We start from the raw sequence: 26,692 nt of genomic DNA on the forward strand, positions 1-26,692 counted from the left end.
TCAGGGGCCCGCCTGTTCGGGGGGCGTGAGCCGGTCGACGGCCCATCCCGCCCGAGCATTCTCGCGGTACAGGACGATCAAGTATTGCCCGATTCCCGTGGGGATCAACACGTTCAGCTGGGTGGCACTGGGCGCCGCTGACACAAGCGGTTCTCCCGTGATGGTCGTGCCGGGCACGCTCTGCGGGTCCGTGTACTCGTATGCGAAGACCGCTTCTGGGGTAAGCATCGGCTTCAGCTGAGCCCACCAACTGTCGTAGGGCAGGTCGCGCTGCAGGAACGCCTTCAGTGCAGCCTGTGCCGTGTCGGTCCCCGCATTGTGTTCTTCGTCGTCGAGGGTGTCGGCGGATGCCGCTGAAGCGGTCGGCGCATTTGACAGAGCCGGGCTGGCAGCAGGTAACGTGCCAGGTTCTGCCTCTCCCCCGGAGCAACCCACCGTCATCGCGACGAAGATCACCGCGGCCACCACGGCCGACGTTTTGCGTGCTCTCACCATGACGCCCTCCCCCATTTGTGCTTCTATAGACACTACGAGATGTTGTCTATAACCAAGAATTAATTCTTATGCATGAACTCGGGGGCACGGATTGGCAGAAGCACGCAGCGTTGAGCTCCGTCCGCGGAACCCCTTCCTCCCCCCGGCCGTACCGACGGCCGACCCGGAGGAACGCGACGAACCAGACCGGGTGTGGAACAACGCCGTGGCTTTGCGCGGCCCGTCGACGCCCGCAGCCGTCCCGAACAGCAATATCGACGGTCTCGCACCCTGGCCCACGCAAAACACCACCAACCGGCCGCTGCTGACCGTTGTCGGCCTGCACGGCGGGGCGGGAGCGACCACGCTCTGCTCGCTCCTCGGCACGGACGTTGTAGACGGCCACGGCGCCTGGCCGGTCTTCACCGGCTGGGACCGCCCACTCCCCGATATGCCGGTCCTCGCCGTGGCGCGCACCCATCACGCGGGCGTCGCGGCGGCCAGCCGCTTCGCACGGCTGTGGGGGGCAGATCAGCTTCCGGCATCCCGGCTGCTGGGCGTCGTCATGGTGGACGACGGCCCAAAGCTCACCTCACAACAGCGCCTCGTCGCTCGCCGCCTCGGACAGATGACACCGCGCGGGTGGCACATCCCCTGGCAGGAGAACTGGCGCCACGAAGCCCCCACGCCCCTCACCATCGGCGGCCGTCTCAGACGGGTTCTCGCCAACATTCGCTCTCTCGCCACACCTACAGGAGTAAACCCAGCATGATCAGCAACGCACTCACCGCCCTCTCTCACGCGGTCGTGGCACTGCCCAACCCCACCCCCGAGCAGCCGCCCGGCACAGACGGCATCCTCACCGTCCTGAACTGGATCAGCTGGATCGTCATCGTCGCGGGCATGGCCGGCTTCCTCATCTCGGCGGGAACGCTCGCATTCGCAGCGTTCACCGGTCGCGAAGTGAACAGTTTCAAGGGCATCGTTCTCGCGATCATCGTGTGCGTCCTGGCCTCAGCCGCGGGCGTCATCATCCAGGTCTTCATCTAACGATTGGACGGGACTTGCCATGAGCAACGACGGCACCGCCACCAACACCCCCTTCAACCGATGGTGGATCGTCTCGACCCTGTTCGTCGTCGCGGTCGCGGTGGCGATCGTTCTCGTCCTCGCCCTGGGACGTGGGGGGCAGAACGACGCCGCGCAGCCCGGCGCCGAGCCGTCTGACACATCAGGCGCCTCTCAGCCGAGCACGACGAGCGCGCCCCCCACCAGCGGCGGCGCGTGCGACGTGAACACCGCCAACCAGGACATTCCCACCGCCGGCCCCCCGGCCGAATGGGTACCGGAGCGGTACTTCTTCTATCCCACAAGCACCGAGTACGGGCCCGTCGACTCAGACGGGCCCTGGGGCTGCTTCGCGCACTCCCCCACCGGCGCCCTCTTCGCCGCAGCCAACGCAGTGACATGGGCCGCAAGCGAGGACTTCGCAGCAGTCGTGAAGGCGAACGCTGTCGACAATGGCGGCGGCGAGCAGTTCATCGCTCGCACGCAAAACGCCAACCGCGACCAGCCCGCGGGCCGCGTGGCTCAGATTGCCGGCTTCACGTTCAAGGCGGTCGAGCCTCAAGCCGTCTCCGTGCAGATGATCTTCGTGCAGGGTGACGTCGAAGCCTCGTCGACAGTGAATCTTGTCTGGGAGCAGACGAGGTCAACCTGGCTCGTCGACTATGCGACATCGACTGTGCTTCCACAGCAGTACAGCGGCGCCCGATACACCCCGTGGTCTGCCGGTGAATGATGGAGGCCTAAGCGACTGCCCAGTCTGGGATGTCGGGTGTGGGATCGGCAATGTCGTCAAGGGCGGTATTCAGGAGTTCGTCCGCTCTCTCGCGGACGGCGCGGTGCAGTTCCTGGGGTGGCTGACCAGCTTCTGGATCAACATCCCCTCCCCGGATGTGCAGTCCGACGCGATCCAACAGATCACCAGCGGTCTGCACTTCTACACGATCGTCCTTGCGATCGTTGGGCTGTTCGTGACCCTAATCCGCATGATCTTCTCGAACTCGTTCCGAGATGGCATTCCTGCGATGAAGATGATCGTGAACCTCATCGTGGTGACCGGTGTGTACGCCGCTGCCACCACGGCACTGATCCTCGCCGGGGACTCTTTCGCCCCCTGGATCATCGCCCGGGCCACCGGCACCCAGGATCTCGACCTCACGCAGCTGCTCACGACACAGGCGATCATGACGGCCGGCGTCGGCCCCGGTGTCCTTTTGGGCATCGTGGCTCTGCTCGGCAGTCTGATGAACGTCATCCTCATGATCCTGCGTGGCGTGCTCGTCACGTTGGTGTTCGCGTTCCTGCCTGCTCTGGCTGCGGCATCCGCCACGGAGGCGGGGAACCAGGCTTTCAAGAAGGCTCAGGGGTATCTTCTGGCACTGATCTTGTTCAAGCCGGTCGCAGCTGTGATCTACGCTCTCGGGCTGCTCCTGATCCGCACGCCGCCGTCGTTCACGACGACGGATGAATTGGGCGCTTCGCTGTACCACGTGTCGGTGGGCGTGATGACGCTGCTGATCGCAGGGCTGGCGCTGCCAGCCATCATCAAGTTCATCGCCCCGGTGGCCGCTGGCGGTGTCTCGTCGGCGTTCTCGGGTGCCGGACTCGCCGCGGGCGGTGTGGCCGCGGGCGCCGCGGTCGTCTCTCTGGGCGCCGGCGCCGCCGCGGGCGGCGCTCTTGCGGCGAAGGGTGCCGCAACGACGGCATCGACCGCGGGTAACGCCGCGGCCGCCACCGGGCAGGGAGCGAGAGCCGTCGCCAGCACCGCCGCCAACAACAGCGGTGGGGGTGGGGGCGGCGCAGCTGTCGCCACGGCACCCCGCACGGGCGGCGGCGACAGCGCTGCACCCTCGAGCAGCTCTCCGAGCACGCAGAACGGCCGCGGCGCCTCTGCTGCACCTTCGAGCTCAGGGGGCGCGGGCGGTGGTGCGCAAACTTCTGCCGCGCCGACGCGCGGCGCCGCGGCGGGCGGCGCACAGTCCGTCGCACCCACCACGCGCCGCCGAGACAACACGGGACGTGTTGCCGATCTGACCGCGGGCGGGGCCCGCACCATCAACCGCAACGTTGACGACGCCGCGGAGGAGCAGTGATGTCTGAGAACGCCAGCGTGACCTACGGAAACATCGTCAAGCCCGGGCGCCTGGGCATCTTGGGCCTGCCGATGGGGGTCTCGCTCGCGCTGATCCCCGTCGTGATCCTCATGGTGCTGCTCCTGGTGACCGGAAACATCCTGGGTGCGCTGCTCGTCGTCGCTGTCGGCGCGACGGCTGCGGGCCTCATGCTGTGGCGCGGACGCGCTGACGGCCGAAACATCTACGAAAGGGGCGTGCTCATGTTCGCGCACCGCCGCAAAGCGAAGAAGGGCAACAACCTCTACCTCGCCGGCCCTGCCGGTCGCGTCCCGGACGGCAAGATGCGCGTCCCGGGCCTGCTCGCTGCAAGCGAGCTCTCCGAGCACACCGACGCCTACGGCAACCCCTTTGGTCTGATCCGCGTGCGCGCCACGAAGCACTACACCGTGGTACTCGAGGCGTTCCCGGACGGTGACCAGCTGGTCGATCAGAAGGTCATCGACTCCCAGGTCGGGCACTGGGGTGCATGGATGGCACAGCTGGGCGTCGACGGCGGCATCGTCGGCGCCAGCGTCACGGTCGAAACAGCGCCCGACTCAGGCCTTCGCCTCGAGCGGATGACGCGCGGGAACCTCAGCGAGAACGCCTCGGCATTCTCCGCCGCCGTCATCGACGAACTGCCCGAGCACTACAACTCGGGCTCACCCTCGGTGACCACCCGCATCGCCGTGACCTTCTCCGGGAAGGGACTCGACAAAGACGCCAACGACCGCGGCATCTCGATCATGGTCGAAGAGATCGCCAACCGGCTGCCCAGCCTAATCGGCAATCTCTACGCGACGGGCGCGGGAACCTCTGTGCGCGCGTGCACCGCGCAGGACATCATCGACTTCACCCGCACCAGCTACGACCCCACCGTGGCATCTCTCATCGAGGAAGCACGCGCGGAGGGCGGGACGGGCCTGTCCTGGCCCGATGCGGGTCCTGTCTTCCACGACGACCAGCTGGACCGGTATTTCCACGATCGCGCCGTGTCGAAGACGTGGGAGATGTTCGAGGGCCCACGCGGGCAGTTCTACTCGACCGCTCTGCGGCGCATCATGGAACCGACCCCGAACGTCCTCCGCAAGCGCGTGACGATCCTGTACCGGCCGATCCCGTCGTCCGAGAGCGCGTCGCTGGTGGAGAGCGACATCAACAACGCCGCGTTCGCGGGCTCTCAGAAGCAGCGCATCAGCGCCCGCCAGGAGCAGCGTCTCGCCTACGCGAAGAAGGCCGCACAGGAAGAGGCACAGGGCGCCGGCCTGGTGCGCTTCGGCATGATCATCACGGCGACCACGGCGACGTCGGATGACTTCCCGCGCCTGGACAAGATCATTCCGTCGATGGCCAACGCGGCGCGTCTGCGCATCCGCCCCGCGCTCGGCAATCAAGCGGTCGCCTTCCAGGCGGGGCTCCCGTTGGGGGTTGTCCTCGCCGAACACTCGCTGCTCGACGACAAGATGCGGGCGTGGCTGTGATGGCCCGCCGCGACAACCGGCGTCCCTACTCGGACGACGATCTGTCCCTCACGCTGTCTCCGAAGAAGGCCCGCCAGACGCGGCGGGATGCCAAGCGCCTGTCCACGGCACAGCCGAAGTCCTCTGGCGCCCTGGACCGGCTGCAGGAGTTCTTCAACAGCGCCGCCGCGGGCCGCGCAGACGCGGCGATCCGTCCCGGTCGCCGCGGCTGGGCCGGACGCGGCACCGGCCGCGTCAACTACATCGAAACGCCCGTGGAGTACCAGGGGACGACGGTACAAGTGTGCGGCCTCTGGCCCTTCATTGCCGGTTCCGGAAGCCCCGTGGTCGGCGCCCCGCTGGGGCGGCACTTGACCACCGGCTCCGTGGTGTGTGCGGACCCGATCAGCTGGTTCCTGGCGAACCTGATCGGCAACCCCAGCGCCTTCGTCATCGGGCGCCCGGGTCTGGGTAAGTCCAGCCTCGTCCGTCACATCCTCGCGATCCTCGAGGGGTGGGGCATCGTCCCCATGGTCCTCTCGGACACCAAACCCGACTACGCCGACCTCATGGCCGCGATGGACGGGCAGGTCATCCGCCTCGGCCGCGGTGTCGGCGCGCTCAACGTGCTCGACCTCGGCCCACTCATGGGCCAGCTCGAGCAGATTCCCGACGAGGAGCACCGCCGACAGGCGCTCGAAGAGATGCGCGGGCGCCGGCTGACGCAGGTCATCGGCCTGGTGGCCCTGGTGAACAATCGGCCCCTGGAGTCCTTCGAACGCTCGATTCTCTCGGAAGCGCTGCGCATCCTTGACGAGCGATCTGAGCGCACTCCGGTCATCGGCGATGTCACCGACCTGGTGCGCAACCGCGAACCCCGCCTCGCCGCCCTCGCCATCGATCGCGACGATGTGAACCGGTATCACGAGCGCGTGCAGAGCCTCGTCGACGGGCTCACCGCGCTGGGCCCGAACGGTCCCTTCGGCGACATGTTTGCGCGTGAAACAACCGAGCACATCGAGGTTGGACGGCCGATGGTCTTCGACGTGTCGACCATCGACGAGGCCGATCACCAGATGCACGCGGCCGTTCAGACCGTGTGCTGGAACTACGGCTCCGCCGTGGTGTCGGCTGACAAGCACCTGGCGGAGGCGGGCCTGAAAGAGCAGCGCCACTATTTCCTCGTCATGGACGAGTTGTGGCGGATGCTGCGCGCCTCCGACGTCATGGTCTACTTCCTCGACTCGCTCACGCGCCTGAACCGTCAGCGCGGCATCGGACAGGTGATGATCACCCACACGATGAACGACCTCGAGCTGAGTTCCGAGCACCTCAGCAAGATCGCATCCGGCTTCGTCGAGCGATCCGGCATGGTCTTCCTCGGTGGCCTCGCAGACGCCGAGATGGGCAATCTGAAGAAGGTGTTTGCCATGTCGCAGACGGAGACCACGATGATCTCGGATTGGTCTGCAGAGAGCGCGGTGAATCCCGAAACCGGCCGCTCCGCGGCCCCTCCCGGACGCGGGAACTTCCTGCTAAAGCTCGGCAAGAAGCCCGGCATCCCCTTCACCGTGGTGCTGACCCCGACCGAGCTCGAGGTGAACAACACCAACCGCGCCTGGCAGCAGGCACAGGCGCGCGCCGAGGGCACCGCGGCCATGGGCCTCGATCCCGTCGACGAGTACGACGCGGTGGACGCATGAGCAGGCAGGCAAACCGCCGCGCTCAGCCCGCCGGCAACGACCTCGGCTGGATCATCCTCGGCGGCGTCCTCATGCTCGGGCTCGTCGGCCTCGCCGTGGTGTGGGTCGGCGCGCAGCTGAACCCCGCGATCGAGAACCTGCCCGACCGCGGCATCGGCACAGTGCTGACCGCCATGCTTCGCGGGACGCTTCCTCCCACGGCCCTTCAGATCGGCTCAACAATCGTGATGGCCGTGGTTGTGGTCGGCCTCGTCGGAATCCTCGGCTGGGCGATCTGGAAGCAGTGGAACCAGCGCTCCCGCGTGGACCACAAGGCGTCCTCGATGGGGCAGACGCGCGACGTCGCCGACCTCCTGGAACCGGCGGCACGCGCCGATAGCGCCCGACTCGGCGCCGAGAAAGCCGGCCCGGGCGTCACCTTGGCCAGCCACATTCCCAGCGGCAAGCGTCTCTATGCCTCGTGGGAGTGGGTGCAGCTATGGATCATGGGACCCCGCGCCGGTAAAACGTCGTGCGTCTGTGTCCCGCAGATTCTGGAGACCCGGGGCCCGGTCCTGGCCACCTCCAACAAGCGCGACATCGTGGATCTCTCCCGCGGCCCCCGCTCGGAGAACGGTGTCGTCTGGGTGCATGACGTGCAGCACATCATCGGGGAGGAACCCACCTGGTGGTGGGACCCGCTGTCGTTCGTGCACGACATGGAGACCGCGGAGAAGATGGCTGACGTGTTCATCACGTCCGCGACCGCGGCCGGGTCCAAGCAGGACGCCTATTTCGAGTCGGCGGGACGCGAGACGCTATCCCGTCTCATGCTCGCCGCGGCCCTCGGGGGCCTGTCGGTGCGCAACGTGTTCGCCTGGGCCAACGACCCGGACTCTCGTCCGGGAGCCCCTGACGACCCCGCGCAGATCCTCTCCGAGAACGGTCAGACAGAGCAGGGCCGTGCGCTTCGGCAGACGCAGAACCTCACGGAGAAGCAGCGCGACGGCGTGTACGAGACGCTGCGCCCCTGGATCAGCGTTCTGGGCAACACCAAGGTGCTGCCCTGGATCACCGACGAGACGCGATCGCGGCCGCACTTTGACCCCGATGCGTTCGTGCGCTCCACGGACACCATTTACCTGATCTCGAAGGAGGGTGGCGGCTCCGCTCGAGCGATCACCGGCGCCCTCACCATGGCGATTCTCATGGCCGCGGAGCGGTACGGCTCCACGCAAGCCGGGGGCCGGCTACCGACCCCGCTCATGGCGGTGCTCGACGAGGCCGCAAACGTGTGCCGTTGGCGCGAGCTCCCCGACGTGTACTCGCACTACGGCTCACGCGGCATCATCATGTCGGCGTTCTTCCAGTCCTGGGCGCAGGGAGTTGAAGCGTTCGGGGAGACCGGGATGAGCAAGCTCTGGTCCGCGGCCAACATCCGTGTCGCGGGCGCCGGCCTCGCCGAAGACAAGTTCCTGCCGTTCCTTGCCAGCCTTATCGGTGACCACGACGTGGTGAAGCGGTCCTCGTCGTCGCAGTCGAAGGGACGGAGCGTGACGACGAGCCTGCAGCGAGAGCGCATTCTCGACACCGCCGATCTGACGGCGATGCCGCGCGGCCGCGCGGTACTCCTGGCATCCGGGGCCCCGGCGACGCTGATCAAGCTGAACCACTTCTCTAAGCGGCCATACGCCCAGGCCGTCAACGACAGTCGCGAGTACTACGAAGCTCGCGCCGTCGCCTCCTCGAGCAGGGACGTGGCCTGATGGACGCTATCGAACGAGACGACGACGACATCGAAGTCGTCGAGACGACCTACGCGAACGTCGCCGAGTTCGTCGAGCAGTTCCTGTTGCCGACCTACCGCCGCAACCCAGCGAAGCATCGCTGGGACCCGCGGTGGTGGGAGTACCAGGAAGTCGCGATGCGGCTCGAAGCGCTCTGGCGATCGTTCGAGTACCTCCGCCTCGAAGGGCCGACAGGCATGGCCGTCTTTTTCCGCGACTACCTCGACCCCACGATGCGCGAGCTCACGTCCGAGAACGGACCGTTCTGGCGCCTCGACAAGCTCGGCGACGAGCGCACGGTTCCTGACGCCTGGCCTTCAACACCCGCGCCGCGCGGCATGTTTTGACAGACCTTTGCACGCACCTTTCCGCTGCGCCGAATAACCAGCGGTCCGACGTAGAGAACACCCCCGTCAAGGGTGAGCGCAGCACATCGCGACAGCGACGCTCAGCACCCTTGACGGGGGTGTTCTCCACGTGAGAATCCCCGCACTCCGGTGGAAGCGATCGATGACGCGCTACTTCAAGAGGTCCGTATAACGAACGTCCGTCGATACGACGCTGAGGTCCGTCGTGTACATCTGATCTTCCTGGCCGAGGTAGTTGGTGAATTTCTTCAGGCTGAGGACGTCGTATGTCTTGTCCCCGGTGGGGCTTTCGGCATTGATTCTGATCACACCGTCGTCGCCAACGTCCGACGCAAGCACGCGGGACAATGCCATGAAGGTCGCCGTGCTAGCGCCCCACTCATTGATGCGACCGTCAATGTAAGCCTGGCGTTCGATCTCGGACGGGTTGGCAACTATGACGCTGGCCTTCTTCGCGGTCAAGGAGTCGAAGCTAATCCCGTCTTCTCCCATCTCCTTCAGAGTAGATAGGAGCGCGAAGTTGAAGTCTTGCTGGTCAGCCACATCTTTCAGATCGGAAGAGTCTGGCGCATCATCCAGGCCAACTATTCCGTTCTTGCTCAGACGGTGAACCGCGATCTCTCGGTTGTTGTCGAGGATGTAGTCGCCGAAGAACAGTTGATCCACCGCTGGTTGTGCACGGAACTCGGCCAAGTCCATCGCGTCCATCCGGCTGAGGCGCTCCTGCGTGGAGGCAGGCAACGAGGGGAAGAGGTGGAAACGTAGCACGTCCTCAGGAAGTACAGTCACGTCGATAGCGGCTGTCTCCTCAGGAGGGGAGGCGTCTACCGATGGAGCGACAGCAATCCCGGAGGCGACCGGCTCGGGTTGCTCTGTGGCGCTGCATCCTGTCAGCAACAGGACTATGACGGCTGGAGCATAGACGGCGGGCAGCGAAGTTCGGCGCACAGCAACCCCCATGTAGAAACTGCGTCGAGTCAGGTTGTCGTGAGCGTATCCGATTGTCGGTATATCGACGGCGTAACCCCACTGGGGGCCCGCACCGTCTCGTGACGAACCGCACCGCTTCCCGGTCGGCCGCACAACGCCGCCGCCGGCACCTTAGGTGACCGACGCGGCCGCGTGTGTACCTCTAGCGCGAGATCTCCTGCACTTGTTCGCGGCTGGCCAATCCTCCGCGCGCGGTGCGTGCGCGGGGTGATCCGCGGCGCAGACCGCGGGCGACGGACTCGCCGGCCGGCTCGGGGAAGCTGCGGTCGACCGCCTTTTTCACCTCGAGCTGCCGCGGGCTGAGACCCTTCTCGCGGGCTGTGTCGTTCCCGCTTCCATCGAGGCCGCGTGCCTCGGCCTGGTGGCCGCGTTCTTCGCCACGGTGGAACGCGGCCACGTCCTCGCGTTCCTCGGCGCGTTCATCCGCGGCCTCGGCGCGCTCGCGCGCCAGATCGGCGTGAGGCTGGCGCTGCTCGTCGTTGGCCTGGTCTTCCTCGTCGCGCTCGCGTGCGGCCTCTGAGCGGTCGTCTGCAGCCTGCGCGTCTGCACGCAGGGCTGCCAGGCGGTCGTCGACGGCGTTGAGAAGGGCGTTGCGTCGCGCTTCCTCGTTTTCGGGGTGCGCGGCGCGGAGCTCGTCGACGTTCAGCCCGAACTGGCTGTTCGCGCGTTCGCGCACGATCTCGTAGATCTCTCGCGCCTTCGGGTCGTGGTTGTAGAGCGTGGCGCCGTATGTCGCGGCGTTGGCGACGCGCTCACCGTTCGCGTTGCGCCAGAACTCGTCCCGTTGGACGCGCTCGTAGATGGTGGCCGTGAGGTTGGCCTGGTCGCGCTGCTTCTGCATCACCTCGGCGCGTGCAGCCTCGTCGCGCACCTGGGCGCGACGGCGCAGCCCTTCGGCTGCCTGTCCTGCCCCCATTGCTGCGGCGCGAAGCACCCGGTCGAACTCGTTGCCGATGACGTCTTCCTCGTCCATGCTCGTGTCCTTTCTCGTGCTGTTATCCGCGGCCGCGGTCGCTGTCGGGGGTCGTGGGCGACACTGTAGGTCGCATGCTCGGAGCAGCCCCTGGGCGTCCAGGCTGGGTAGCCGACGACGTGCCCGCCGTGGCGCCGGTGCGCTGCGCTTCCGCGCGTTCGATCACGGCGACCGCGGCGGTGACCGCGGCGGTCGTCTCCTGGGCGGCGGCGAGTCGGCCGCGGGCGCGCTCGGCCGCGGCGACGGCGTTGCCGACACGGGAGATCTGGCGAGCGACAGCGAGCCATCCTGCAGCGCTGTCGCGACCGACCGCGCGCGCCGCAAGTCGTGAGACGTAGGCGGCGTCGGCGCCGAGCTGCTTGCGCTCGATCCGTTGTCGCTCGGGCTGGTTGGGGTCGTACCGGCTGGCTTGGGATGCCCGTGCCAGCACGTCCGATGCTTTGGCGATGGGACCGTGACTGGTCGTCTCGAAGTACAGCGAGGCGCGGGCGAGCGCTCCCGATGCGTCGACGGCTGCTACCCGCGTAAAGCGGGCCGTGCGGTCGGGCACGACGATCTGCTGAGCAGATTCGTTCAGCTGCTGCACGACGTGCAGGGGCAGACGCTTCGCGCGCACCCCTGCGGGAACGTCCGGGGTTCCAGCCCGCAGGTTCTGGTGCCGCTCGGACCAAACGGCCGCGGCCTGCGCCTCGGCGTCCGCGTCGGTTCCCCAGCGCTCCCGGAGCGAGCCGAGCCCGAGGTTGGTGTCCAGCTTGGACGCGGCGAACCACACGGGCTGGGGACGCTCGCCGTCCTTCACGGTCGGAACCAGAGCGGCCGAGTAACCAACAACTCGCGACGTGTCGCCTTTCGCGAAACGAGGACGTACGAGCACGCGAGCGTCGCGCGCCTGTGCGACGAATTCGGCTTCGCTGCGCGCCGCGGTGGCCGCGCCGCGGAGGCGGCGTCGGAGCTCGTCGCGCTGGGTCACATCGTCACCCTCGCGTGCTGCGCGCTGAAGGTCGCCGGGCTTGTTCCCGCGCACCGTCTCGCGCTCAGCTTCGCGGGATTCCAGCACCTGGAGTCCGTACTTGTGCTCGAGCTTGTTGGCCGCCGCCTGCGCGCGGTGGTGGTCGTTGTGGATGCGAGCTTTCGTGCCGTCCTCGGCGACAAGGCTGACGGCAATGTGCACGTGGTCGTTGCCGTTCTTCGACAGCCCGTGACGCACAGCTACCCAGCGACAGGACTTACCGCCGTCTGGGTCGGTGAAGCCCATCTCGTTCACGAAGTCTGTCGCGATGGCGTTCCACTGCGCGTCGCTGAGCGGTCCCTCGATCGGGTTCAGACTGAGCGAGCAGTGCCAGACGTGCGCGTCCTTCTCGCCGACCTTGATCTTGCGCTGGCTGGCGTCATCCCACTCGTACACGGGAGCGGTCACTTCAGTGCCGTAGAGGCGTCGAGGTTGGTCGAGAACGAGCGCAAGATCGAGCACCGTGTCGGAGTCCTGCAAGGACGCTCCACGGGCGGCCTGCATCACGACGTCGTGTCCGGCCACGACGTGCTGGTCGCTGTGGTCGTTGGCGCGTCCGGGGCCGGCGAGGTACATCATCAGCCCCGCCATGCGGTCGCCGCGTGTGATGTTCGGCATCATCGCGCGACCACGCTGTCGTTCATGTAGGCATCGAGCGATCCGCAAACGCGATCAACGGCAGCGAGTGTGTGCTTCAGTTCGCCGTCGACGCCGTGGCCGGCGTTCACGGCACGCGCGATCTGGTTGACGTTGTTGGACACCGACGCCAGCAGGCGTCGGATGTGAAACAACTCAGTGAGCTCATCCCGGCGCTGCACGGCGGTCTTGCCGTCACCGTCCGAAAGAGCAGCCTCCACCAGCAAGCGCGCGACCGTGACACCCGCTTCTTTGGAACGCTTCACCAGCGCTAGCTCTTCCTCGGCTGACACCTTCACGCGGTGTTCCGCGACGCGTCCACCCTTGACGTTCGCGCGGCGGCGCCGGCTCTGAGCGGTACGCGCGTTGTCCGTCATCCGTTCGTCCTCTCGCCCAGTGCAACGACCCGTAGAACACGGGACCACACCTACAGTGTGCCGCATCCGGCCGCCCAGCGGGAGGAAAGGGGCCATTTAGGGGACCTAAATGTATAGCTTGCTCCCCACCGGGTGCATTCGAGTATCGGTTCTAGTCATCGAAGCAAGAAGAACTCACGGGTTGTTGTGCGCGTCCGTGGCTGACACACTCGATGTTGAGCGCGCGCTGCGCGCCGTCTCACATCCCCCCGACAGAAGGACACGACATGGCCAACGTGATGAACCCCGATGAGGTGCTGCGTCGCGCACGCGACTTGCAGGAATCGCGCCTCGCGATGATCGACGACCTCGTTCGAACGAACGTCGAACTCGCCGACGCTCGCGAGCGTGTCGCCGCCGCCGAGAGCGATTACAGCCGCTCCTACGCCGCGGCCGTGAGCGCGGGTTGGACGAGCGGTGAGCTGAGCAAGATCGGCTTCGCCGAGGCAGCGAAGACGCCCCGTCCGCGGCGGCAGTCTCGTCGCCAGAGCACCACTTCGGAAGAGTCCGTAACGGAATGAGTTGCGTATCCCCCTGACCACCTGTGGACGGCCTGACCTACCTTCGGGCTCCACCCGCCCACAGGTGGACAGCGGGACCCTCGTCACGTCCACGGACCCACCACCCCGATGCCGGAAGGTATTACCCAGCTAGCCCCCGTCAAGGGCGCTTCGCGTCACTACGTGATGCGGCAGGCGCCGCACCCTTGACGGGGCTAGCTGCGCGAAGAGCGGCAAGTATCGGGGAGCTGGGAGAGGAACGGATGCTCACAAATGACTAGCGCTCGAGGTCTTCGCGCTCGATGACCGGGGCCGATGTGGACCGTCGATCGGACGCCGCTGATCCGCCTCGTGAGAGGTCCCGCGCGAGTGTGCGCGGGAATGCCGCGGCGAATGGCGACTTCGGCTCTGCGCTCGTCGACTCGGACGGCGCCGGCTGTTCCGGCGTGGCCTGTGCGTTGAGTTGTTCGACGATGCTTTGCACGCGCTGGTGCGCGGCGGCGAGTTCGTCGGCGTGAGCGAACGGGGCACCCAGGCGGGAGTCGGCTTGTGCGATGACAGCGTGGGCGTCTGCAATCCGCCGTTCGTGTTCTGCGATGACGGTGGGGATGCTGTCGACACGGTTTCCGAGTTGCACCATCGTGCCGATGTTGTTGCGGAGCGCTTCTGCCGGATCGACGGTGACGCCGATGCCGGGGGCGTCTTCGAGGGTGAGCCTGAGCATGTTCTTTCCGCCCGTGGTGGCGTAGTACTGGCGCTCGGTGTGCGCGGTGATGACGTGCCCGCCGATGGAGCCGATGCGTTCGGGAACGGGGATGGCAGTGCCGTACTGGAGGCCGTGTCGGTGGGCCCAAGCGCCGAGAGCTTCGGCGGCTTCTGATCGGCTGGTGTAGGTCCGTTCGCCGAGCTCGATGCGGAACTTGTCGCCGCTGACATCGGTTGAGCGGGCGGCGGCTTCACGCAACTGGGCAACGATCTGCTGGCCGCTGTCGATCTCCTTCACGGCGCTGCTGCGGCGTGTGCTCAGGGACGATTGGGCGCGGTGATGCGCGGTCTCCTGACGGCGGAGTTTCTGCAGCGCCTGGTCGGCTTGCGCCTTCTCCAGGATGAGCGGGTTACCGGATGCCAGGGCCTTCGCCTCCGACGCGCTCATCGTGGACTCGCCGATGTCCTCGATCTCGCGCGAGTCCAGCCGGCCCCGCATGATCTGGTTGATGAACTTCGCTTTCCGCTCGACCGTTTGGTACGAGTAGGCGTCGAAGCTGCGCTCGACGACGTACCGGTAGATCGCCACCTCGTCGTTCTGGTTGCCCTGGCGGATGCCGCGGCCGTCGCGCTGCTCGAGGTCGCTGGGACGCCACGGGCAGTCGACGTGGTGCATGGCCGTGATGCGGTCCTGGACGTTCGTTCCGACGCCCATCTTCCCGGTCGATCCGATCAGCACGGCGACGTGTCCGCTGCGGGCGGCGGCGAATAGCCGGCCTTTCTCGGCGTCGTTCTTCGCTTCGTGAATGAAGCGGATCGAGTCGGCCGGGAGGCCGCGTTCGGTGAGCTTGGTGCGTAGTTCGTCGTAGGCGTTCCAGCGGTTTGCGGCGGGGGTGCTCTGGTCACAGAACACCAGCTGCAAACCGCCCGTGATGGGCGAGGGTTCGCGGGTGGTGCTGTCGGTGAAGATGAGGCCACGTTCGCGTCGCCAGTGCTCGGCAACGCGGTCAGCAACGTAGTCCAGCTTGCCGAGCCCATCGGGCTCGACGCCGGGACGCACCAGGCGCATATCGAGGGCGGCGGCGCGGCCGTCGCCGGAGATTTTGAGCATGTTGTCTTCGGTGGGCGACACCTGCTTGGCGCGCACCCGCTCCGCGCGGTCGGCGATCTCTGCGATGTACTCCTGCATGGCGGGAGACGGCGGGATGACGACGGTCGCGTGAGCGCGCTCACCGTCGCTGTCGCGTGCCGCGATCGCGGGGGTGGGGAGGTTGAGGTCTTCCGCGGTCTTCACGTCGGCGAACACGTGCCACATGCGCAGCATCTCGGGGACGTTCTGGAATTTCGCGAATCGGGTCTTCACACGGAAGTCCCCTGCGGGTCCCATCTCCAACTCGGTGACCTGTTCGCCGAACGTTGCCGCCCATCCGTCGAACGAGGTGATGCCCGCCTCTTCGAGCAGGTCCGGTCGGAGGTAGCGCTGCATCACGTAGGCCTCGGTGACCGAGTTGGCCAGCGGCGTTGCGGTCGCGGCGGTGACGACGCGATCGCCGTGTTGGCTGCGCAGATACTCCAGCTTCATGTGCAGGTCGGTGGCCTGCTTCGATCCGACCTTGCCCGCGTCTTGGATGTTCGACACGACCGTGAGGTTCTTGTACATGTGCATCTCGTCGACGACGACGTAATCGATTCCCGTGCTCTCGAACTCCAGACCGGGGTCACGCGGGATATCGGCCTTCGCTCGGTACGCCTCCTCGGCTCGGAGGATGGCTTTCTCGATCTGCTTGATCGACTTGGCGTCCTCGCCCTGCGCGTCAGCGAGGGCGGCGCGAAGCTGGTCGGTCTGCGCCTGGATGTAGTCCGCTTCGAACTGAGGCGAGAGGGGAATCGTCTTGAACGCGCTCTGCGTCATCAACACGGCGTCCCAGTCGTTCGCCGCGGCGCGCGCGACGAAACGACGTCGTTTGTCCCCGGTGAGATCGGCGGTCGACGCCGCAAGGATCTTCGCCTGGGGATACATCTGCAGCCACTCACGGGAGAACTGCTCGAGCATGTGGTTCGGGAGCACGACGACGGGCTTGTTCACCATGCCCATGCGCTTGAGCTCCATCGTGCCCATGACCATCTCGGCGGTCTTACCCGCGCCGACCTGGTGGAACAGCCCCACCGCGGGTTCGGCGATCATGCGCGCGACCGCGCCGCGCTGGTGCGGGCGTGGCGTGAAGCTGCTCGCGAGCCCTGGCAGCGTGAGGTGGTCGCCGGCGGCGGAGTAGTCGCGAAGAACGAGGCTGTTGAAGCGGCGGTTGTACTCGTCGTGCAGGCGGGCAGCGCGCTCGGGTTCTTCCCATACCCATTCCGCAAACCGTGCCTGTAGCGCCTGGCCTTTCTCCTGCGCGGCTTCCGTTTCCACGGCGTTCGGGATCTGGCGTTCCCGTCCCTCAGCGTCCTTGATCGTGTCGTGCACGATCAGGTTGCGCTGCTCCATGAGTGCTGCGGCGATGTCGGTAGCGGGGCGCCGATCGGTGCCCCACTCGTTGGTGGCGCGAATGCCCCACCGCTGCCCGCGCACGTTCCACTTGCCGGGAAGAGGGTTCTCCACGGTGACGCTGTTGTCCTGCAGGATGTCGCGCAGGAAGGCTTGGTGCGTAGGAGCGTCGATCCACACGGCGCCGAGACGGGGCTCGATCTCTTCCATGCCGATGGGTTCGGGCATCACCTCGCGAAGCGCGGTGACGTTCACCTCGAGAGTCGGGTTGGTTTCGGCGGCGGCGACGGCTTCTTCCAGCTTCGTGCGGACGTTTCCCGAAAGGTACTCGGGGGCCGGCATGATGCCACCGGTCGCGGGGTCGTCGTAGACGAGTGTGCCGAGCTGTTCGCGAGCGTCGGCTTCGTCGACGCCGAGCAGGTCGGCGATCACGGCGAGGTCTGCACTGCCGGTGCGATCCAGGCTTAGGGCGAGTGCATCTTGAGCGTTCTCGGCGCCCTGCGCGATGTAGCGCGGCGCCACCACACGTTCCGTGAGGAGCGTGGCGGGCACGGCGGTGCGGGTCTGTTCGTCGAAGCGCTCCAGCGCCAGCGTGAGCGCCGCGAACGGGTCATCTCTCATGAGACTGACCGCCTTCGGCATGACCCGCGCGAGGATCTCCTCTCCGGTCTCCGCGTCGACGCGGCCGGTGGAACGTTCGTTGAACCGGTTGATCGGGCCGTAGGAGTCGACGTAGGCGCGGTAGTCGGCGAGCAGCGCCTGACGCTGCGCCACCATCTCGTCGGTGTCCTCCGACTCGCGCGCCTCCCGTGTGACCAGGGCGCGAGCCTGGTCACGAAGCCCGAGCAGCGCTGCGAGTTCCCGCGCGTGGGTGCGGGGCACCTTCAGCGGCGTCAGCGCGCCGTCTGCGACGGTGGCGAACTCTCCCCCGCCTTGGTCGACGATGGTTCCGTCCCACAGCGCAGGATCGGCTGTGACACGCGTTTCCCGCTCGGTGAGAACGTCGGCGCTCGGCGCCGCCATGGTGAGCCCGCGTTCGATGCCGCTGGTCGTGATGTCGGTGAGGGCGGCGTCCAGCTGCGCGGCCGCGGTTGCGAGATCTCCGCGGACCTGCAGCGTGGTGGAGCCGTGGATACCGGTTCCCACCTCGAGCGCGCCGAGGATGTGGTCTGGTCGGTTGTCGAAGTAGGAGTTGACGTAGATCTTCTCCCCGTCGATGAGCCGCGGGGTGACGCTCTCCCAGGTCGCGTCCGCGGGCTCGGCGCCGGGTTCGCGTCGACGAAGGATGAGGAGGTCCGTGACGGCTTCGGTGCCGGCGGCGCGACGGTGTGCCCCGGTGGGCAGGCGCACCGCGCCCACCAGGTCGGCCATGTCGCTCATCTCGCGGCGGGCAGCGGGGTTCTGCGAATCGAGCGTGAACCGGCTTGTCAGCACGGCGACGAGCCCGCCCGGGCGCGTAAGGGCGAGGGACTTGATGATGAAGTGGTTGTGCATCGAGTGCCCGCCACGGTTGTGCGTGGAGTCGTGCAGCGCGACGTCGGCGAACGGGACGTTGCCGATCGCGGCGTCGAACGATGCCCGCGGAAAGCGGGTGTCCGCGAACGACTCGGTGCGCACATCTGCGGCCGGATAGAGCCCGTGCGAGATGGAGGCGGTGAGCGGGTCAAGCTCGATACCGGTCATCTCGGCGCCCACCGGCGCCATGCCCATGAATGTCCCCGCGCCGCTACCCGGCTCGAGCACGCGCCCGCCCTCGAAGCCGAGGCGCTGCATCGCCGCCCACATTGCGTCGACGTAGGCGGGGTCGGTGTAGTGCGCGTTGATGGTCGTGCGGCGCGCGGCGGTGAGCTCCGCGTCCGTCAAGAGGCTCTGCAGCTGCTCCCGTTCACGCGCCCAGTCGTCGCGGCGTTCGTTGAACACCCCCGGGATGGCGCCCCAACTCGACCAGCGCGCGAGCGTGGCCTGTTCATCGGCGGTAGCCGGCCGCTGCCCTGCATCGAGCCGACGAACGGTCTCGATGGCGGCGATGTTCGCCTGGAAGCGCGCCTTGGCACCGGAGGGTGCCAGATCGTCCTGCGCGGCAGGACGGAAGCTCAGTACCCCTCGGGAACCTTCGCTTCCAGTTCCACGATCCGCGCCAACGTCTGCTGCATTTGCGCCAGACGTTCCTCGTACACCGCCGTCAGCAGCGCCGAGTCCGGGTCGCTCTGATCCTCCTGCAGGTACCGAATCTGCCGCTCGAGCTCCGCCCGATCGGGAAGCTCCCCCAGTTCCTGGGATGCCGCTTCCGTCTCGTCGTACTCCACCTGATCCGGCGTCAACCAGACCAGATCGCTCAGCGCCCGCTCCTCCGCCTGCTTCCGGTAGGCGTTCAGCAGCGCCACCTGGTCCAGGTAGTCCGGGGACGGGCGATGCTGCCCCTCGAGAATCCGAGAGAGGGTCGTCACCCGATCCGCTACCTGCTCCCCCAGGCTCTCGAAGAACTCGTCCGGGTTCTCCAGCTGCGCCACTCTGCTGGGTGCGTACTTCGTCCAGTGCTCGCGCGCGAGCATCCCGTACCGGTTCATCGCGAACCTCCGTGTCCTCGTCGAAGTTGAAGTCCAGTTGCCCGTCGACGAGCTGCTGCTCGACGGGCGCGGGCGGCGCGTTCCGCGCCTGCTCGATGCTTTGGTCGGCCTGTTGCTCGGACAGCCCCCACAGGTCGAAGACGCCTTGCCCTTCGTGTGGCCGCTGCGCGCGACGACGTGGTGCCATCTCTGCCCCCCTCGATCAGCCGTGTGATCGAGGCTATCGACAGCCCTCCGGAAAGGCGCGGGGCCTGGCCCCTTGTGGAAGAGATCATGCGTCAGCGCTCACCTGTAGGCGCCCGCGCAGATGCTTGGCGGCCTGAGACCCGTCGAATGACGCGATATCCAGCGCTTCGGGGTACTGGTCCCCCGGCATCGTGACGTAGGCGGTGAACACGGCAGGGGTGTCGCCGGGGTTGAGCACGCGATTGGCGACAACGCCGTTGCCCTGGACTACCTCGTACTGGAAATCGTGCTCGAGGTGGCCCTTGTACTCGGTGCGAGCCCGGGTCACGCCCGTTCGCCTGTTCGACCAGAACGCGGTGTCGTAGGCCATGCGCGGGATCTCCCGCGGGCGGCTGCCCTCGTTCTGCATGTACACCGACACCGCCCACGTGCGGTCGATGACGCGGTCCTCGGACACGCGGGCATCGGTGAACTTCACCGTGAGGCCGTCGAGCTTGCCGGGTTCCGGGCTGCGGTAGAGCACCTTCGGCACCCATACCCCCATGGTCACCAGGGCCCCCAGCAGGATGACCCCGCCGACGACCAGGCCGACGATCCTCAGCGTGTCCATCACTCCCCCACCTTCTGAGCGCTGCGCGCCTGATGGCGCGCCTGAGCTCGGTAGACGCCCGTGCGTGACGTGTTGAACATCTGCGCGATCTCCGCGACCGCGAGATCGCCCGCGGCCATGTGCTTGGCGATGTTCTCGTCCTGCCGTTCGGTCAGTTTCGGGCGCCGGCCTTTCAGCTTCGCGCGGACTTTTGGTCGCGCCATAGCCTCGCGCGTGCGCAAGCTGATCCACCCGCCTTCCGCCTCGGCGACGGCGGCGAGGATGGTGAAGAACAGCTTCGCCATCGGGTCCTTCGGATCGTATGGCGTGGTGCCGTTTTGGAAGATCACCCCAGCATCCGTCAGTCTGCGGATCACCTCGAGCGCTCCTTCGGTGCTCCGCGCGAGACGGTCGAGTGCGGGAACGACGAAGGTGTCGCCCTCGCGCACCGCGGCCAGGGCGTTGTCCAGCCCGGTCCGGGTCATTTTCGCGCCGCTGAAACCGACATCGCTGTAGATGCGGTCCTCTGGCACGCCGAGCTCGAGCAGCCGAGCCACTTGTCGCTCGGCGTCCTGCTCGATTGTCGAGACTCGCGCGTATCCCACCCTCATACGCGGAGCGTACCGCATAGGCTCCCCTTAACGGTATGCGCAATCGGACGCCTATGCGGTACGAGTGTCCCCCGCGGGATTTCGCGGAATCCGTGTCGCTGGGCCGCCGGCCCCTGCCGTACCGGATAGCGATCCCCATTCGGACAGCTACTTCACCAAGATTTTGCATCACGATGACCCGCCAGATCTCGAGAACTCGACGACTCCCAGGCGGTAGTGCGAAACCGATCGGTTTCGCACCACGGACACACCCGCGCGAGCAGCCCAGCTCGGGTTCTCCTACGAAGCACTCCCTGACGGGCCTGTCGAAACATTTCGCACGGGATGCCAGCAAAGAGGAACCCTCGGCGCCTACCGTGTGCTCATGGCGGCAGATTTCACCACCGGTTCGTCGGCCTCGTTGGCTCTTACATACAACGTCACGGGGACGAGGTTTCCGAGGAGCAGGCGCAACGGAAGATTGCCGGTCTCCTCAATGGGTGGAGGGACGCGATGAACGGCCGTGACGGGGTTATGTCGCGCGAAGACGGCTCCGACCTCCGCGAAGACAAACTTCGGCTGCCGAAGCTATCCGTTGAGAAGCGCAGCGCGGCGACGAAGACCGACCCGCTCTCGCTCGTGTCGCCAGCGCATCAAGCGGACAACGGCATCCAGACGTTTCACAATCTCATGCGCGCCTTCGACAGCATGGTCCTGAGCGATGATCGTAGGGGGATGCGGCTCCACCTGTCGGCCGAATTCGTACTGATTCGAGGGCTCCTCGAAGCTGCCAACACGGCTTTGTGGGTTCTCGGGCCTGAAGAAAGTGACGAACGGATAGCCCGATCCCTACGGCTTCGATACACCGAGATTTCCTACTCTCGCAAGCTCGCCATGAAGTTCACCGAACTAGCCGGCCCCGACGCGCAGGACGCTTTCATTGCGCAGGAGAGGTTTGTCAATGGGCAGCTCGCGGACCTGGCGACAATGGCCACAGACGCCGGACTCGAAGTCAAACGCGCCACAAAACCCATCAGTCCGAGCACGCTCGCGAGCGAAGCCGGCACATACGTACCCGGCCTGGGCGACGCCCTCGGCTACTGGTACTGGTCGACGGCCAGCTCCATCGCACACGGAGAACCCGCAAACATGCGCGAGCTGGCGGACATGACGTTCATCGGTGTAGACGTGCGTGACGAGCCGGTTGCGCAGGTGGACCCGAGCGCTGTCGCGATTTGGAATCACCTAAAAGTCGCGCACGACATCATCACCGCGGCGCACGTTCTATGGAACCACCGTGCCGCAGCACAGGAAGCCTGACGCGCAACTGTGCCGGGTGAAACTCGCAATACGCCCGTGCCCGCCGTCACGGCAGGAGTGGACAGCGACGCTGGCGCACAGAGGTGGCGAGGCAGATGGACACGGGGATGGTTGCTGGTGACGGCAGGGTTTCGCGTCTAGCGGCACGATGTTGTCGGCTTCGGGAAAACGGCCTGCGCGGCGTTTACCTCCCTCCCCCAAGGCGACGGTGCGTTCATAGCCGATAACAGAGACGATTCCTCGTCGATGTACTTGATTCCATCGGCGGGTGCAAGCGGGCCGTTGGGTGTGGGCTGCTCGTTAGCGTTCTCAGCTGTGGCATACGACGACCTCGAACCCAGCCAACGACGCTCACTCGTGCGAGCAATCCGGGACGGTCTGATCGCTAAGAACGTCGGCACCGTCACCCTGAATGATCCGCTCGGTGGGTCTGCCGCGGCGCGCGCACACATGGATGCGGCATGGATCTTCGACAGCGGATGGGCCAATCGCACCGAAGCCGGGTGGTCGGTCGATATTGACACCTACCTGATCCAGCCGTGGCCCCGCAAACGGTGACGGCGGCAGTGTCGGAGGTCACCTCTACGATCATCGTGTGGAACCCGAATTGACCAATTCACCCCCCAGGCGCAGCGCCACCCTCCTCACCGAATGGGTGGAGGAGTTTCGCGCTCAAGGACACCTCATTGCCGGCGACGTCCATGTCGCCCCTCAAGAGGACGACGACACCGCCGACACCGGTCTGGTGATCGTCAACCTCCATCACGCAAACGCCGCAATCATCATTCAGGCAACCGGGTACGACCAACCCCTCTGGGAGGCCACTCTCACGGCGCGAGATGACGACTTGACCCTCGCACCCCACGCTCTCGCCTCCCTCGCGGCAGAACTCGTCGTCGCAGGAAACCTCTGCACCTTCCTGCAATTCAAGGCCCTCGAATGGGACCGGTACAGCGGGCGCCCCGGCGACCGCCCCGGAGCTGAACCCTCGCGCGCCTGAGTCGATGTTGAGGTTTGGGCCGTCTTGCAACCCCCTCGTGCCGCCTGGTCGGAAATGTACGGTTTCGACAAAACAATTTCATGACGAGGGAGCTGACCATGAGCACGCGAGGTGTGGCTGTCGTTACAGGGGGCTCGGCGGGTTTGGGTCGAGCAATCAGCCGGGAGCTCGCGGATCGCGGGTGGGACGTGGCGGTTCTGGCGCGAGGTGCGGATGGCCTGGCCGCGACCGTAAGAGAAATCGAGGCACGTGGACGACGAGGGTACGCCGTCAGCGCGGATGTCGCCGACTCAGAAGCCCTCGACGCAGCCGCGACAGAAATCGAAGCCAACCTTGGCCCGATCGACCTGTGGGTCAACAACGCCATGGCTGGCACCATCTCGGAGTTCCTTAAGACGTCCGTCGAGGACTTCGACCGTGCCACGAGTGTCACCTACCTCGGAGTTGTCAACGGGACACGCGCAGCACTCAGCCGCATGACTCCGCGGGGCGCAGGTCACGTCATCCAAATTGGATCCGCCCTTGCCCACCGGGGCATCCCCCTCCAATCGGCATACTGCGGCGCAAAACACGCCATCCACGGATTCACCGACGCCGTTGTCGCGGAGCTAACTCACAACAACAGCCAGGTCGCCATCTCCCTTGTGGACATGCCCGCGCTCAACACAACACAGTTCGGCTGGGTCAAATCCAACTTCCCCGAACACCCACAACCCGTACCTCCCATTTTCGAACCCGAGGTGGGGGCCCGCGCGGTCGCCGACGTCGCTGACGTCCCGCGTCGACGCACCTGGGTGGGTGAACCTACCGCAGCCACCATCCTCGGGGCGCGTTTCGCCGGACGGTTTCTCGACTGGTTCCTCGCCAAGACTGCATACAGCGGTCAGGTGCAAACGGGCAGACCTCGCTCCACCCAACATCCAAACCTCTGGGAACCCGTCGCTGGCGACCACGGCGCCCGAGGCATCTTCTCGGACGAAGCCCACTCGTTCAGCCCACAAACGTGGGCCATCCGGCACCGGCGACCCGTGCTTTTCGCCCTCGCTCTCATCACCGCCGTCGTAGGTGGCTTCACCGCCACAAAGCTGAGATATAAGCAGTCTCTACCCCAGCTGCGATGAGCCTAAGCAGGCGGGCGGAGTATTTGAGGCCCGACGAGACGGAGGGGGCGGCCGTGTGAGGATTCGGCTGCCAGGGCGGAGCTGATCCATTCCACGTCGAGACAGCGGAGCTGCTGCACTTGCACCCCTAGGTGCTGAGGTGGGCGATGATCTGGTTGCCGGCTTTCCGTTTGGTCTGGCGCAAGCCAGCCTGGTAAGTGTCCGGCATGTCGTACGGTTCGCTTGTGATCCACACCACTGTCTACGTCAGCACCCTGGTCTCGCCCACGGCCTCCGAGGACGTGGCGATGATGCTGGATGCGTCTCGCGCGGCGAATGCTCGTCGGGGTATCTCGGGGCTGCTGCTGTTGCGCGGGCGGAGGGTGATGCAAGTGCTGGAGGGTGAGGAGCAGGAGGTGGAATCTCTCTTCTCTCGCATCCAGATCGACGAGAGACACAAAGACGTTATGAAGGTGTGGTCTAGCAATCACGCGGCCCGTCGCTTTCCGCAGTGGTCGATGGGCTTCGATGATCTCGACGCCGTGTCACTCCTGCCATCGAGCGGGAGTGGGTGGCCAGAGCCGACCGCAGAGCTTGTCGGCGCAGACGCTGCCAAGGATGGTTACGTCGCGCGGCGTGCCGCAGTCTTGCGCCGGGCGCTGGTCAGTGGAGATCGATTGGTTGCGGGGTTGGCGATCATCCTCCACGGCCACCGCCCGGAGACTGTCCTTGATGAGACTTCCTTGCCCCGCGTGCGATGCGCGGAATGCCGAGTGCCTCCTACGTCATCAGCGACGGAGTACCCCTGCTCCACGGCCCAGAACGCAATCTGGGCTCTCGAGGGCGTGTTGCTGTAGTGCACGTATCGCCCACACGTTTCCGCGGCATCCGCAACCAGCCGGTCGCGGCGTCAGGGTCAGTTAGAAACGGGGGGAGCATCCCGACGGCATCCAGGCAGGAGAGTCGATGACGCCGCACGGCCACCACCCATCGCACGAGCAAGTCCCCTCACTAAGGAACCCGCTGCGTAACTCGCTCGCTAATGAACACAGGAAGGCGCGACATGTCCGACCAACCCCAGGTTGACGAGGTGAGCTGGTCGCGTGTCGAGGAGGGATTTTTTGTCGGGAGCCACCGCGGCAACTTCATCGGCTACATCGACCGTCTCCCCAGCGAGAGTTATGTTGCCTTCGACGCTTTCTCACGCGACATCGGCACCTTTCCCGACCGAGCGACTGCGATGGCCGCGGTAGCATCTCCGCCCGTACCCGACCAGAAGCCCCCGCAGTGGTGAAAGGATCTACAATGCCCGACCAGGCACTGCACTCCGTGGTCTACTCCAGCACCGCCACGAAGCCGTTCAGCCCCGTCGACCTCCAAGACCTGCTGAAGCACAGCCGGCAAAAGAACAGTACGAGCAACCTCACCGGGATGCTCCTCTATCGCGGCGGTCGGTTTATTCAGGTGCTCGAGGGCCCCGAGGATGTGGTTCGGGATCTCGTGGAGACAATCCGCCTGGACTCCCGGCACACAGGCATGCGCATTCTCTTGCGCGAGACCCTCCAGCAACGCAACTTCCCCAGCTGGACCATGGGCTACGAACCCATCGGAGTCCCCGCTGACACCCCGCCCGAGGGATACCGCGACACATTCGACGACCTTTACAGCTCCGACACATCCGTCACTATCCGTGCTGTCCGCGAGCTCACCACCTGGTTCCGCCACCGAAGTGGACGCGCCACCTAGATAAATCCGAAGCCGACGAAGACCTGCGTCGGTGGACCGAGCTCTACAAGCATGGGCGCTCCCTGTTGCACACCGGGACCGTGATCCGCGTCGACCAAGCCGACGCCCACCGGCACGTCTACGGCGTGGTCGCGACCGACAAACGGGGAGTCTTTTGCTGCCTCAGTGAGTGACCGTTCGTCCGAGGCCGACGCCGAGTGCGTGCATCTGGATTGCAACGACGGCTGCGCCTCGGGCCCATTCGTTGAACTGGAAGTCTTGGACGATCACGTCAGGCTCGGGGCGATCAACGCCGTCCCCTTCTGGCTCGCCCTGACGAACAGCATCATCGTGTCAGTGACGGTGTCAGCCAGCGTTGTGTTGTTCTCGACTCTCGCCGGCTACAGCTTCGCGAAGCTCACCTTCCGAGGAAAAGACGCGCTACTCGTCTTCGTCGTCGCCACCACCGCCGTCCCCACGCAACTCAGTGTCGTCCCACTCTTCATCGCAATGTCGAACCTCGGATGGGCGGGCTCCATCTGGGCTGTCATCGTCCCAACGCTCGTCACGCCATTTGGCGTGTTCCTCATGACTCAATACCTCCGCAACACGATCCCCTTCGAACTGATCGAGGCGGCACGCATCGACAGATGCTCCATGTTCGGCACATTCCTGCACGTCGGACTGCCAGCCGCACGCCCGGCTGCCGCGATGCTAGCCCTCTTCACCTTCGTCACCACATGGACGAACTTCTTCTGGCCCTTCATCGTCCTACCCTCCAGCAACCCGACCCTGCCGGTCGCGCTCCAGTCACTGGCCGCGGGCAACTTCATCAACTACTCGCTCGTTCTCGCCGGTGTGGCCCTCGCAACGATCCCGCTTCTTCTTCTCTTCGGCATCGCCGGACGCCAGTTGGTCAGCGGCATCATGGCCGGCGCCGTGAAGGGCTAG

26 protein-coding genes are annotated in these 26,692 nt (G+C 65.9%); 17 read left to right on the plus strand and 9 right to left on the minus strand.

All coding sequences use genetic code 11. The annotated features are described in order from the left end of the window. Positions 1-495, minus strand: coding sequence for a hypothetical protein (locus FB047_RS15800; protein WP_136588159.1), 495 nt, complete (start codon positions 493-495; stop codon positions 1-3). A gap of 190 nt (positions 496-685) precedes the next feature. Between FB047_RS15800 and FB047_RS15805 the strand changes: the two genes are divergently transcribed. From FB047_RS15805 to FB047_RS15840, 8 genes are all read left to right on the plus strand, one after another. Then, positions 686-1,246, plus strand: a complete 561-nt coding sequence (locus FB047_RS15805; protein WP_136588160.1) for a DUF6668 family protein — start codon at positions 686-688, stop codon at positions 1,244-1,246. After that, complete coding sequence (locus tag FB047_RS15810; RefSeq protein ID WP_136588161.1) at positions 1,243-1,524, plus strand: hypothetical protein; 282 nt, start codon at positions 1,243-1,245, stop codon at positions 1,522-1,524. Before FB047_RS15805 ends, FB047_RS15810 begins: the two co-directional genes overlap by 4 nt. A 19-nt stretch (positions 1,525-1,543) precedes the next feature. Further along, complete coding sequence (locus FB047_RS15815; RefSeq protein ID WP_136588162.1) at positions 1,544-2,275, plus strand: DUF8175 domain-containg protein; 732 nt, start codon at positions 1,544-1,546, stop codon at positions 2,273-2,275. Further along, the gene (locus tag FB047_RS15820; protein WP_136588163.1) at positions 2,268-3,632 is read left to right on the plus strand and encodes a TrbL/VirB6 family protein; all 1,365 of its coding nucleotides are present in this window, start codon (positions 2,268-2,270) and stop codon (positions 3,630-3,632) included. Before FB047_RS15815 ends, FB047_RS15820 begins: the two co-directional genes overlap by 8 nt. Then, a complete protein-coding gene (locus tag FB047_RS15825; protein WP_136588164.1) occupies positions 3,632-5,134 on the plus strand; it encodes an SCO6880 family protein in 1,503 nt (500 codons plus the stop codon). The genes FB047_RS15820 and FB047_RS15825 overlap by 1 nt, the downstream gene beginning before the upstream one ends. Then, on the plus strand, positions 5,134-6,816 hold the full coding sequence (locus FB047_RS15830) for a hypothetical protein (RefSeq protein WP_420812660.1): 1,683 nt from the start codon (positions 5,134-5,136) through the stop codon (positions 6,814-6,816). The genes FB047_RS15825 and FB047_RS15830 overlap by 1 nt, the downstream gene beginning before the upstream one ends. A 71-nt stretch (positions 6,817-6,887) precedes the next feature. Continuing rightward, entirely contained in the window at positions 6,888-8,561 is a 1,674-nt protein-coding gene (locus tag FB047_RS15835; RefSeq protein WP_240752868.1) for a type IV secretory system conjugative DNA transfer family protein, read from the plus strand. Then, positions 8,561-8,929, plus strand: coding sequence for a DUF4913 domain-containing protein (locus tag FB047_RS15840; RefSeq protein ID WP_136588167.1), 369 nt, complete (start codon positions 8,561-8,563; stop codon positions 8,927-8,929). The genes FB047_RS15835 and FB047_RS15840 overlap by 1 nt, the downstream gene beginning before the upstream one ends. Positions 8,930-9,100: 171 nt before the next feature. Here the strand turns inward: FB047_RS15840 and FB047_RS15845 are convergent, their stop codons facing one another. The 4 genes from FB047_RS15845 to FB047_RS15860 all read right to left on the minus strand — a co-directional run bounded on the left by FB047_RS15845 (position 9,101) and on the right by FB047_RS15860 (position 12,935). Next, complete coding sequence (locus FB047_RS15845) at positions 9,101-9,910, minus strand: hypothetical protein (protein ID WP_136588168.1); 810 nt, start codon at positions 9,908-9,910, stop codon at positions 9,101-9,103. Positions 9,911-10,082: 172 nt separating this feature from the next. Then, positions 10,083-10,913, minus strand: a complete 831-nt coding sequence (locus FB047_RS15850) for a hypothetical protein (protein WP_136588169.1) — start codon at positions 10,911-10,913, stop codon at positions 10,083-10,085. Positions 10,914-10,935: 22 nt separating this feature from the next. Next, positions 10,936-12,543 carry a relaxase/mobilization nuclease domain-containing protein gene (locus FB047_RS15855; RefSeq protein ID WP_136588170.1) on the minus strand — a complete coding sequence of 536 codons (1,608 nt, stop codon included), beginning with the start codon at positions 12,541-12,543 and terminating at the stop codon, positions 10,936-10,938. Beyond that, on the minus strand, positions 12,540-12,935 hold the full coding sequence (locus tag FB047_RS15860) for a plasmid mobilization protein (protein WP_136588171.1): 396 nt from the start codon (positions 12,933-12,935) through the stop codon (positions 12,540-12,542). The genes FB047_RS15855 and FB047_RS15860 overlap by 4 nt, the downstream gene beginning before the upstream one ends. 266 nt (positions 12,936-13,201) lie before the next feature. On the opposite strand from FB047_RS15860, the gene FB047_RS15865 reads away from it, so the two are divergent. Beyond that, complete coding sequence (locus FB047_RS15865; RefSeq protein ID WP_136588172.1) at positions 13,202-13,495, plus strand: hypothetical protein; 294 nt, start codon at positions 13,202-13,204, stop codon at positions 13,493-13,495. 256 nt (positions 13,496-13,751) lie between these two features. Here the strand turns inward: FB047_RS15865 and FB047_RS15870 are convergent, their stop codons facing one another. The 4 genes from FB047_RS15870 to FB047_RS15885 all read right to left on the minus strand — a co-directional run bounded on the left by FB047_RS15870 (position 13,752) and on the right by FB047_RS15885 (position 20,617). Then, positions 13,752-18,437 carry a helicase-related protein gene (locus FB047_RS15870; protein WP_136588173.1) on the minus strand — a complete coding sequence of 1,562 codons (4,686 nt, stop codon included), beginning with the start codon at positions 18,435-18,437 and terminating at the stop codon, positions 13,752-13,754. Positions 18,438-18,757: 320 nt separating this feature from the next. Further along, positions 18,758-19,231 carry a hypothetical protein gene (locus FB047_RS15875; protein WP_076677824.1) on the minus strand — a complete coding sequence of 158 codons (474 nt, stop codon included), beginning with the start codon at positions 19,229-19,231 and terminating at the stop codon, positions 18,758-18,760. A gap of 271 nt (positions 19,232-19,502) precedes the next feature. Then, the gene (locus FB047_RS15880) at positions 19,503-20,027 is read right to left on the minus strand and encodes a hypothetical protein (protein WP_136588174.1); all 525 of its coding nucleotides are present in this window, start codon (positions 20,025-20,027) and stop codon (positions 19,503-19,505) included. Continuing rightward, positions 20,027-20,617, minus strand: coding sequence for a recombinase family protein (locus FB047_RS15885; protein ID WP_136588175.1), 591 nt, complete (start codon positions 20,615-20,617; stop codon positions 20,027-20,029). Before FB047_RS15885 ends, FB047_RS15880 begins: the two co-directional genes overlap by 1 nt. A 492-nt stretch (positions 20,618-21,109) precedes the next feature. Between FB047_RS15885 and FB047_RS15890 the strand changes: the two genes are divergently transcribed. From FB047_RS15890 to FB047_RS15925, 8 genes are all read left to right on the plus strand, one after another. Continuing rightward, complete coding sequence (locus FB047_RS15890) at positions 21,110-21,916, plus strand: hypothetical protein (protein ID WP_136588176.1); 807 nt, start codon at positions 21,110-21,112, stop codon at positions 21,914-21,916. A gap of 315 nt (positions 21,917-22,231) precedes the next feature. Further along, on the plus strand, positions 22,232-22,474 hold the full coding sequence (locus FB047_RS15895; RefSeq protein ID WP_136588177.1) for a hypothetical protein: 243 nt from the start codon (positions 22,232-22,234) through the stop codon (positions 22,472-22,474). Between the two features lie 37 nt (positions 22,475-22,511). After that, positions 22,512-22,916, plus strand: a complete 405-nt coding sequence (locus FB047_RS15900) for a hypothetical protein (RefSeq protein ID WP_136588178.1) — start codon at positions 22,512-22,514, stop codon at positions 22,914-22,916. Between the two features lie 98 nt (positions 22,917-23,014). After that, on the plus strand, positions 23,015-24,037 hold the full coding sequence (locus tag FB047_RS15905) for an SDR family oxidoreductase (protein WP_206311349.1): 1,023 nt from the start codon (positions 23,015-23,017) through the stop codon (positions 24,035-24,037). Positions 24,038-24,261: 224 nt separating this feature from the next. Continuing rightward, complete coding sequence (locus FB047_RS15910; RefSeq protein WP_167494268.1) at positions 24,262-24,873, plus strand: BLUF domain-containing protein; 612 nt, start codon at positions 24,262-24,264, stop codon at positions 24,871-24,873. Positions 24,874-25,079: 206 nt separating this feature from the next. Continuing rightward, positions 25,080-25,310 carry a hypothetical protein gene (locus FB047_RS17460; protein ID WP_240752869.1) on the plus strand — a complete coding sequence of 77 codons (231 nt, stop codon included), beginning with the start codon at positions 25,080-25,082 and terminating at the stop codon, positions 25,308-25,310. A gap of 11 nt (positions 25,311-25,321) precedes the next feature. Then, the gene (locus tag FB047_RS15920) at positions 25,322-25,762 is read left to right on the plus strand and encodes a BLUF domain-containing protein (protein WP_136588182.1); all 441 of its coding nucleotides are present in this window, start codon (positions 25,322-25,324) and stop codon (positions 25,760-25,762) included. 165 nt (positions 25,763-25,927) lie between these two features. After that, positions 25,928-26,692, plus strand: a complete 765-nt coding sequence (locus FB047_RS15925; RefSeq protein ID WP_136588183.1) for a carbohydrate ABC transporter permease — start codon at positions 25,928-25,930, stop codon at positions 26,690-26,692.

Origin of the sequence: Microbacterium hydrothermale (genome assembly GCF_004854025.1) — a bacterium.
Classification (GTDB): Bacteria; Actinomycetota; Actinomycetes; order Actinomycetales; family Microbacteriaceae; genus Microbacterium; species Microbacterium hydrothermale.

Coding starts and splice junctions, on each gene's coding strand:
- FB047_RS15835 (WP_240752868.1), top strand. CDS start 6,888: ATGCTCGGGCTCGTCGGCCTCGCCGTGGTGTGGGTCGGCGCGCAGCTG.
- FB047_RS15810 (WP_136588161.1), top strand. CDS start 1,243: ATGATCAGCAACGCACTCACCGCCCTCTCTCACGCGGTCGTGGCACTG.
- FB047_RS15830 (WP_420812660.1), top strand. CDS start 5,134: ATGGCCCGCCGCGACAACCGGCGTCCCTACTCGGACGACGATCTGTCC.
- FB047_RS15840 (WP_136588167.1), top strand. CDS start 8,561: ATGGACGCTATCGAACGAGACGACGACGACATCGAAGTCGTCGAGACG.
- FB047_RS15845 (WP_136588168.1), bottom strand. CDS start 9,910: ATGGGGGTTGCTGTGCGCCGAACTTCGCTGCCCGCCGTCTATGCTCCA.
- FB047_RS15920 (WP_136588182.1), top strand. CDS start 25,322: ATGCCCGACCAGGCACTGCACTCCGTGGTCTACTCCAGCACCGCCACG.
- FB047_RS17460 (WP_240752869.1), top strand. CDS start 25,080: ATGTCCGACCAACCCCAGGTTGACGAGGTGAGCTGGTCGCGTGTCGAG.
- FB047_RS15905 (WP_206311349.1), top strand. CDS start 23,015: ATGAGCACGCGAGGTGTGGCTGTCGTTACAGGGGGCTCGGCGGGTTTG.
- FB047_RS15850 (WP_136588169.1), bottom strand. CDS start 10,913: ATGGACGAGGAAGACGTCATCGGCAACGAGTTCGACCGGGTGCTTCGC.
- FB047_RS15865 (WP_136588172.1), top strand. CDS start 13,202: ATGGCCAACGTGATGAACCCCGATGAGGTGCTGCGTCGCGCACGCGAC.
- FB047_RS15875 (WP_076677824.1), bottom strand. CDS start 19,231: ATGAACCGGTACGGGATGCTCGCGCGCGAGCACTGGACGAAGTACGCA.
- FB047_RS15890 (WP_136588176.1), top strand. CDS start 21,110: ATGAACGGCCGTGACGGGGTTATGTCGCGCGAAGACGGCTCCGACCTC.
- FB047_RS15870 (WP_136588173.1), bottom strand. CDS start 18,437: ATGCAGCGCCTCGGCTTCGAGGGCGGGCGCGTGCTCGAGCCGGGTAGC.
- FB047_RS15885 (WP_136588175.1), bottom strand. CDS start 20,617: ATGAGGGTGGGATACGCGCGAGTCTCGACAATCGAGCAGGACGCCGAG.
- FB047_RS15800 (WP_136588159.1), bottom strand. CDS start 495: ATGGTGAGAGCACGCAAAACGTCGGCCGTGGTGGCCGCGGTGATCTTC.
- FB047_RS15880 (WP_136588174.1), bottom strand. CDS start 20,027: ATGGACACGCTGAGGATCGTCGGCCTGGTCGTCGGCGGGGTCATCCTG.
- FB047_RS15855 (WP_136588170.1), bottom strand. CDS start 12,543: ATGATGCCGAACATCACACGCGGCGACCGCATGGCGGGGCTGATGATG.
- FB047_RS15860 (WP_136588171.1), bottom strand. CDS start 12,935: ATGACGGACAACGCGCGTACCGCTCAGAGCCGGCGCCGCCGCGCGAAC.
- FB047_RS15825 (WP_136588164.1), top strand. CDS start 3,632: ATGTCTGAGAACGCCAGCGTGACCTACGGAAACATCGTCAAGCCCGGG.
- FB047_RS15815 (WP_136588162.1), top strand. CDS start 1,544: ATGAGCAACGACGGCACCGCCACCAACACCCCCTTCAACCGATGGTGG.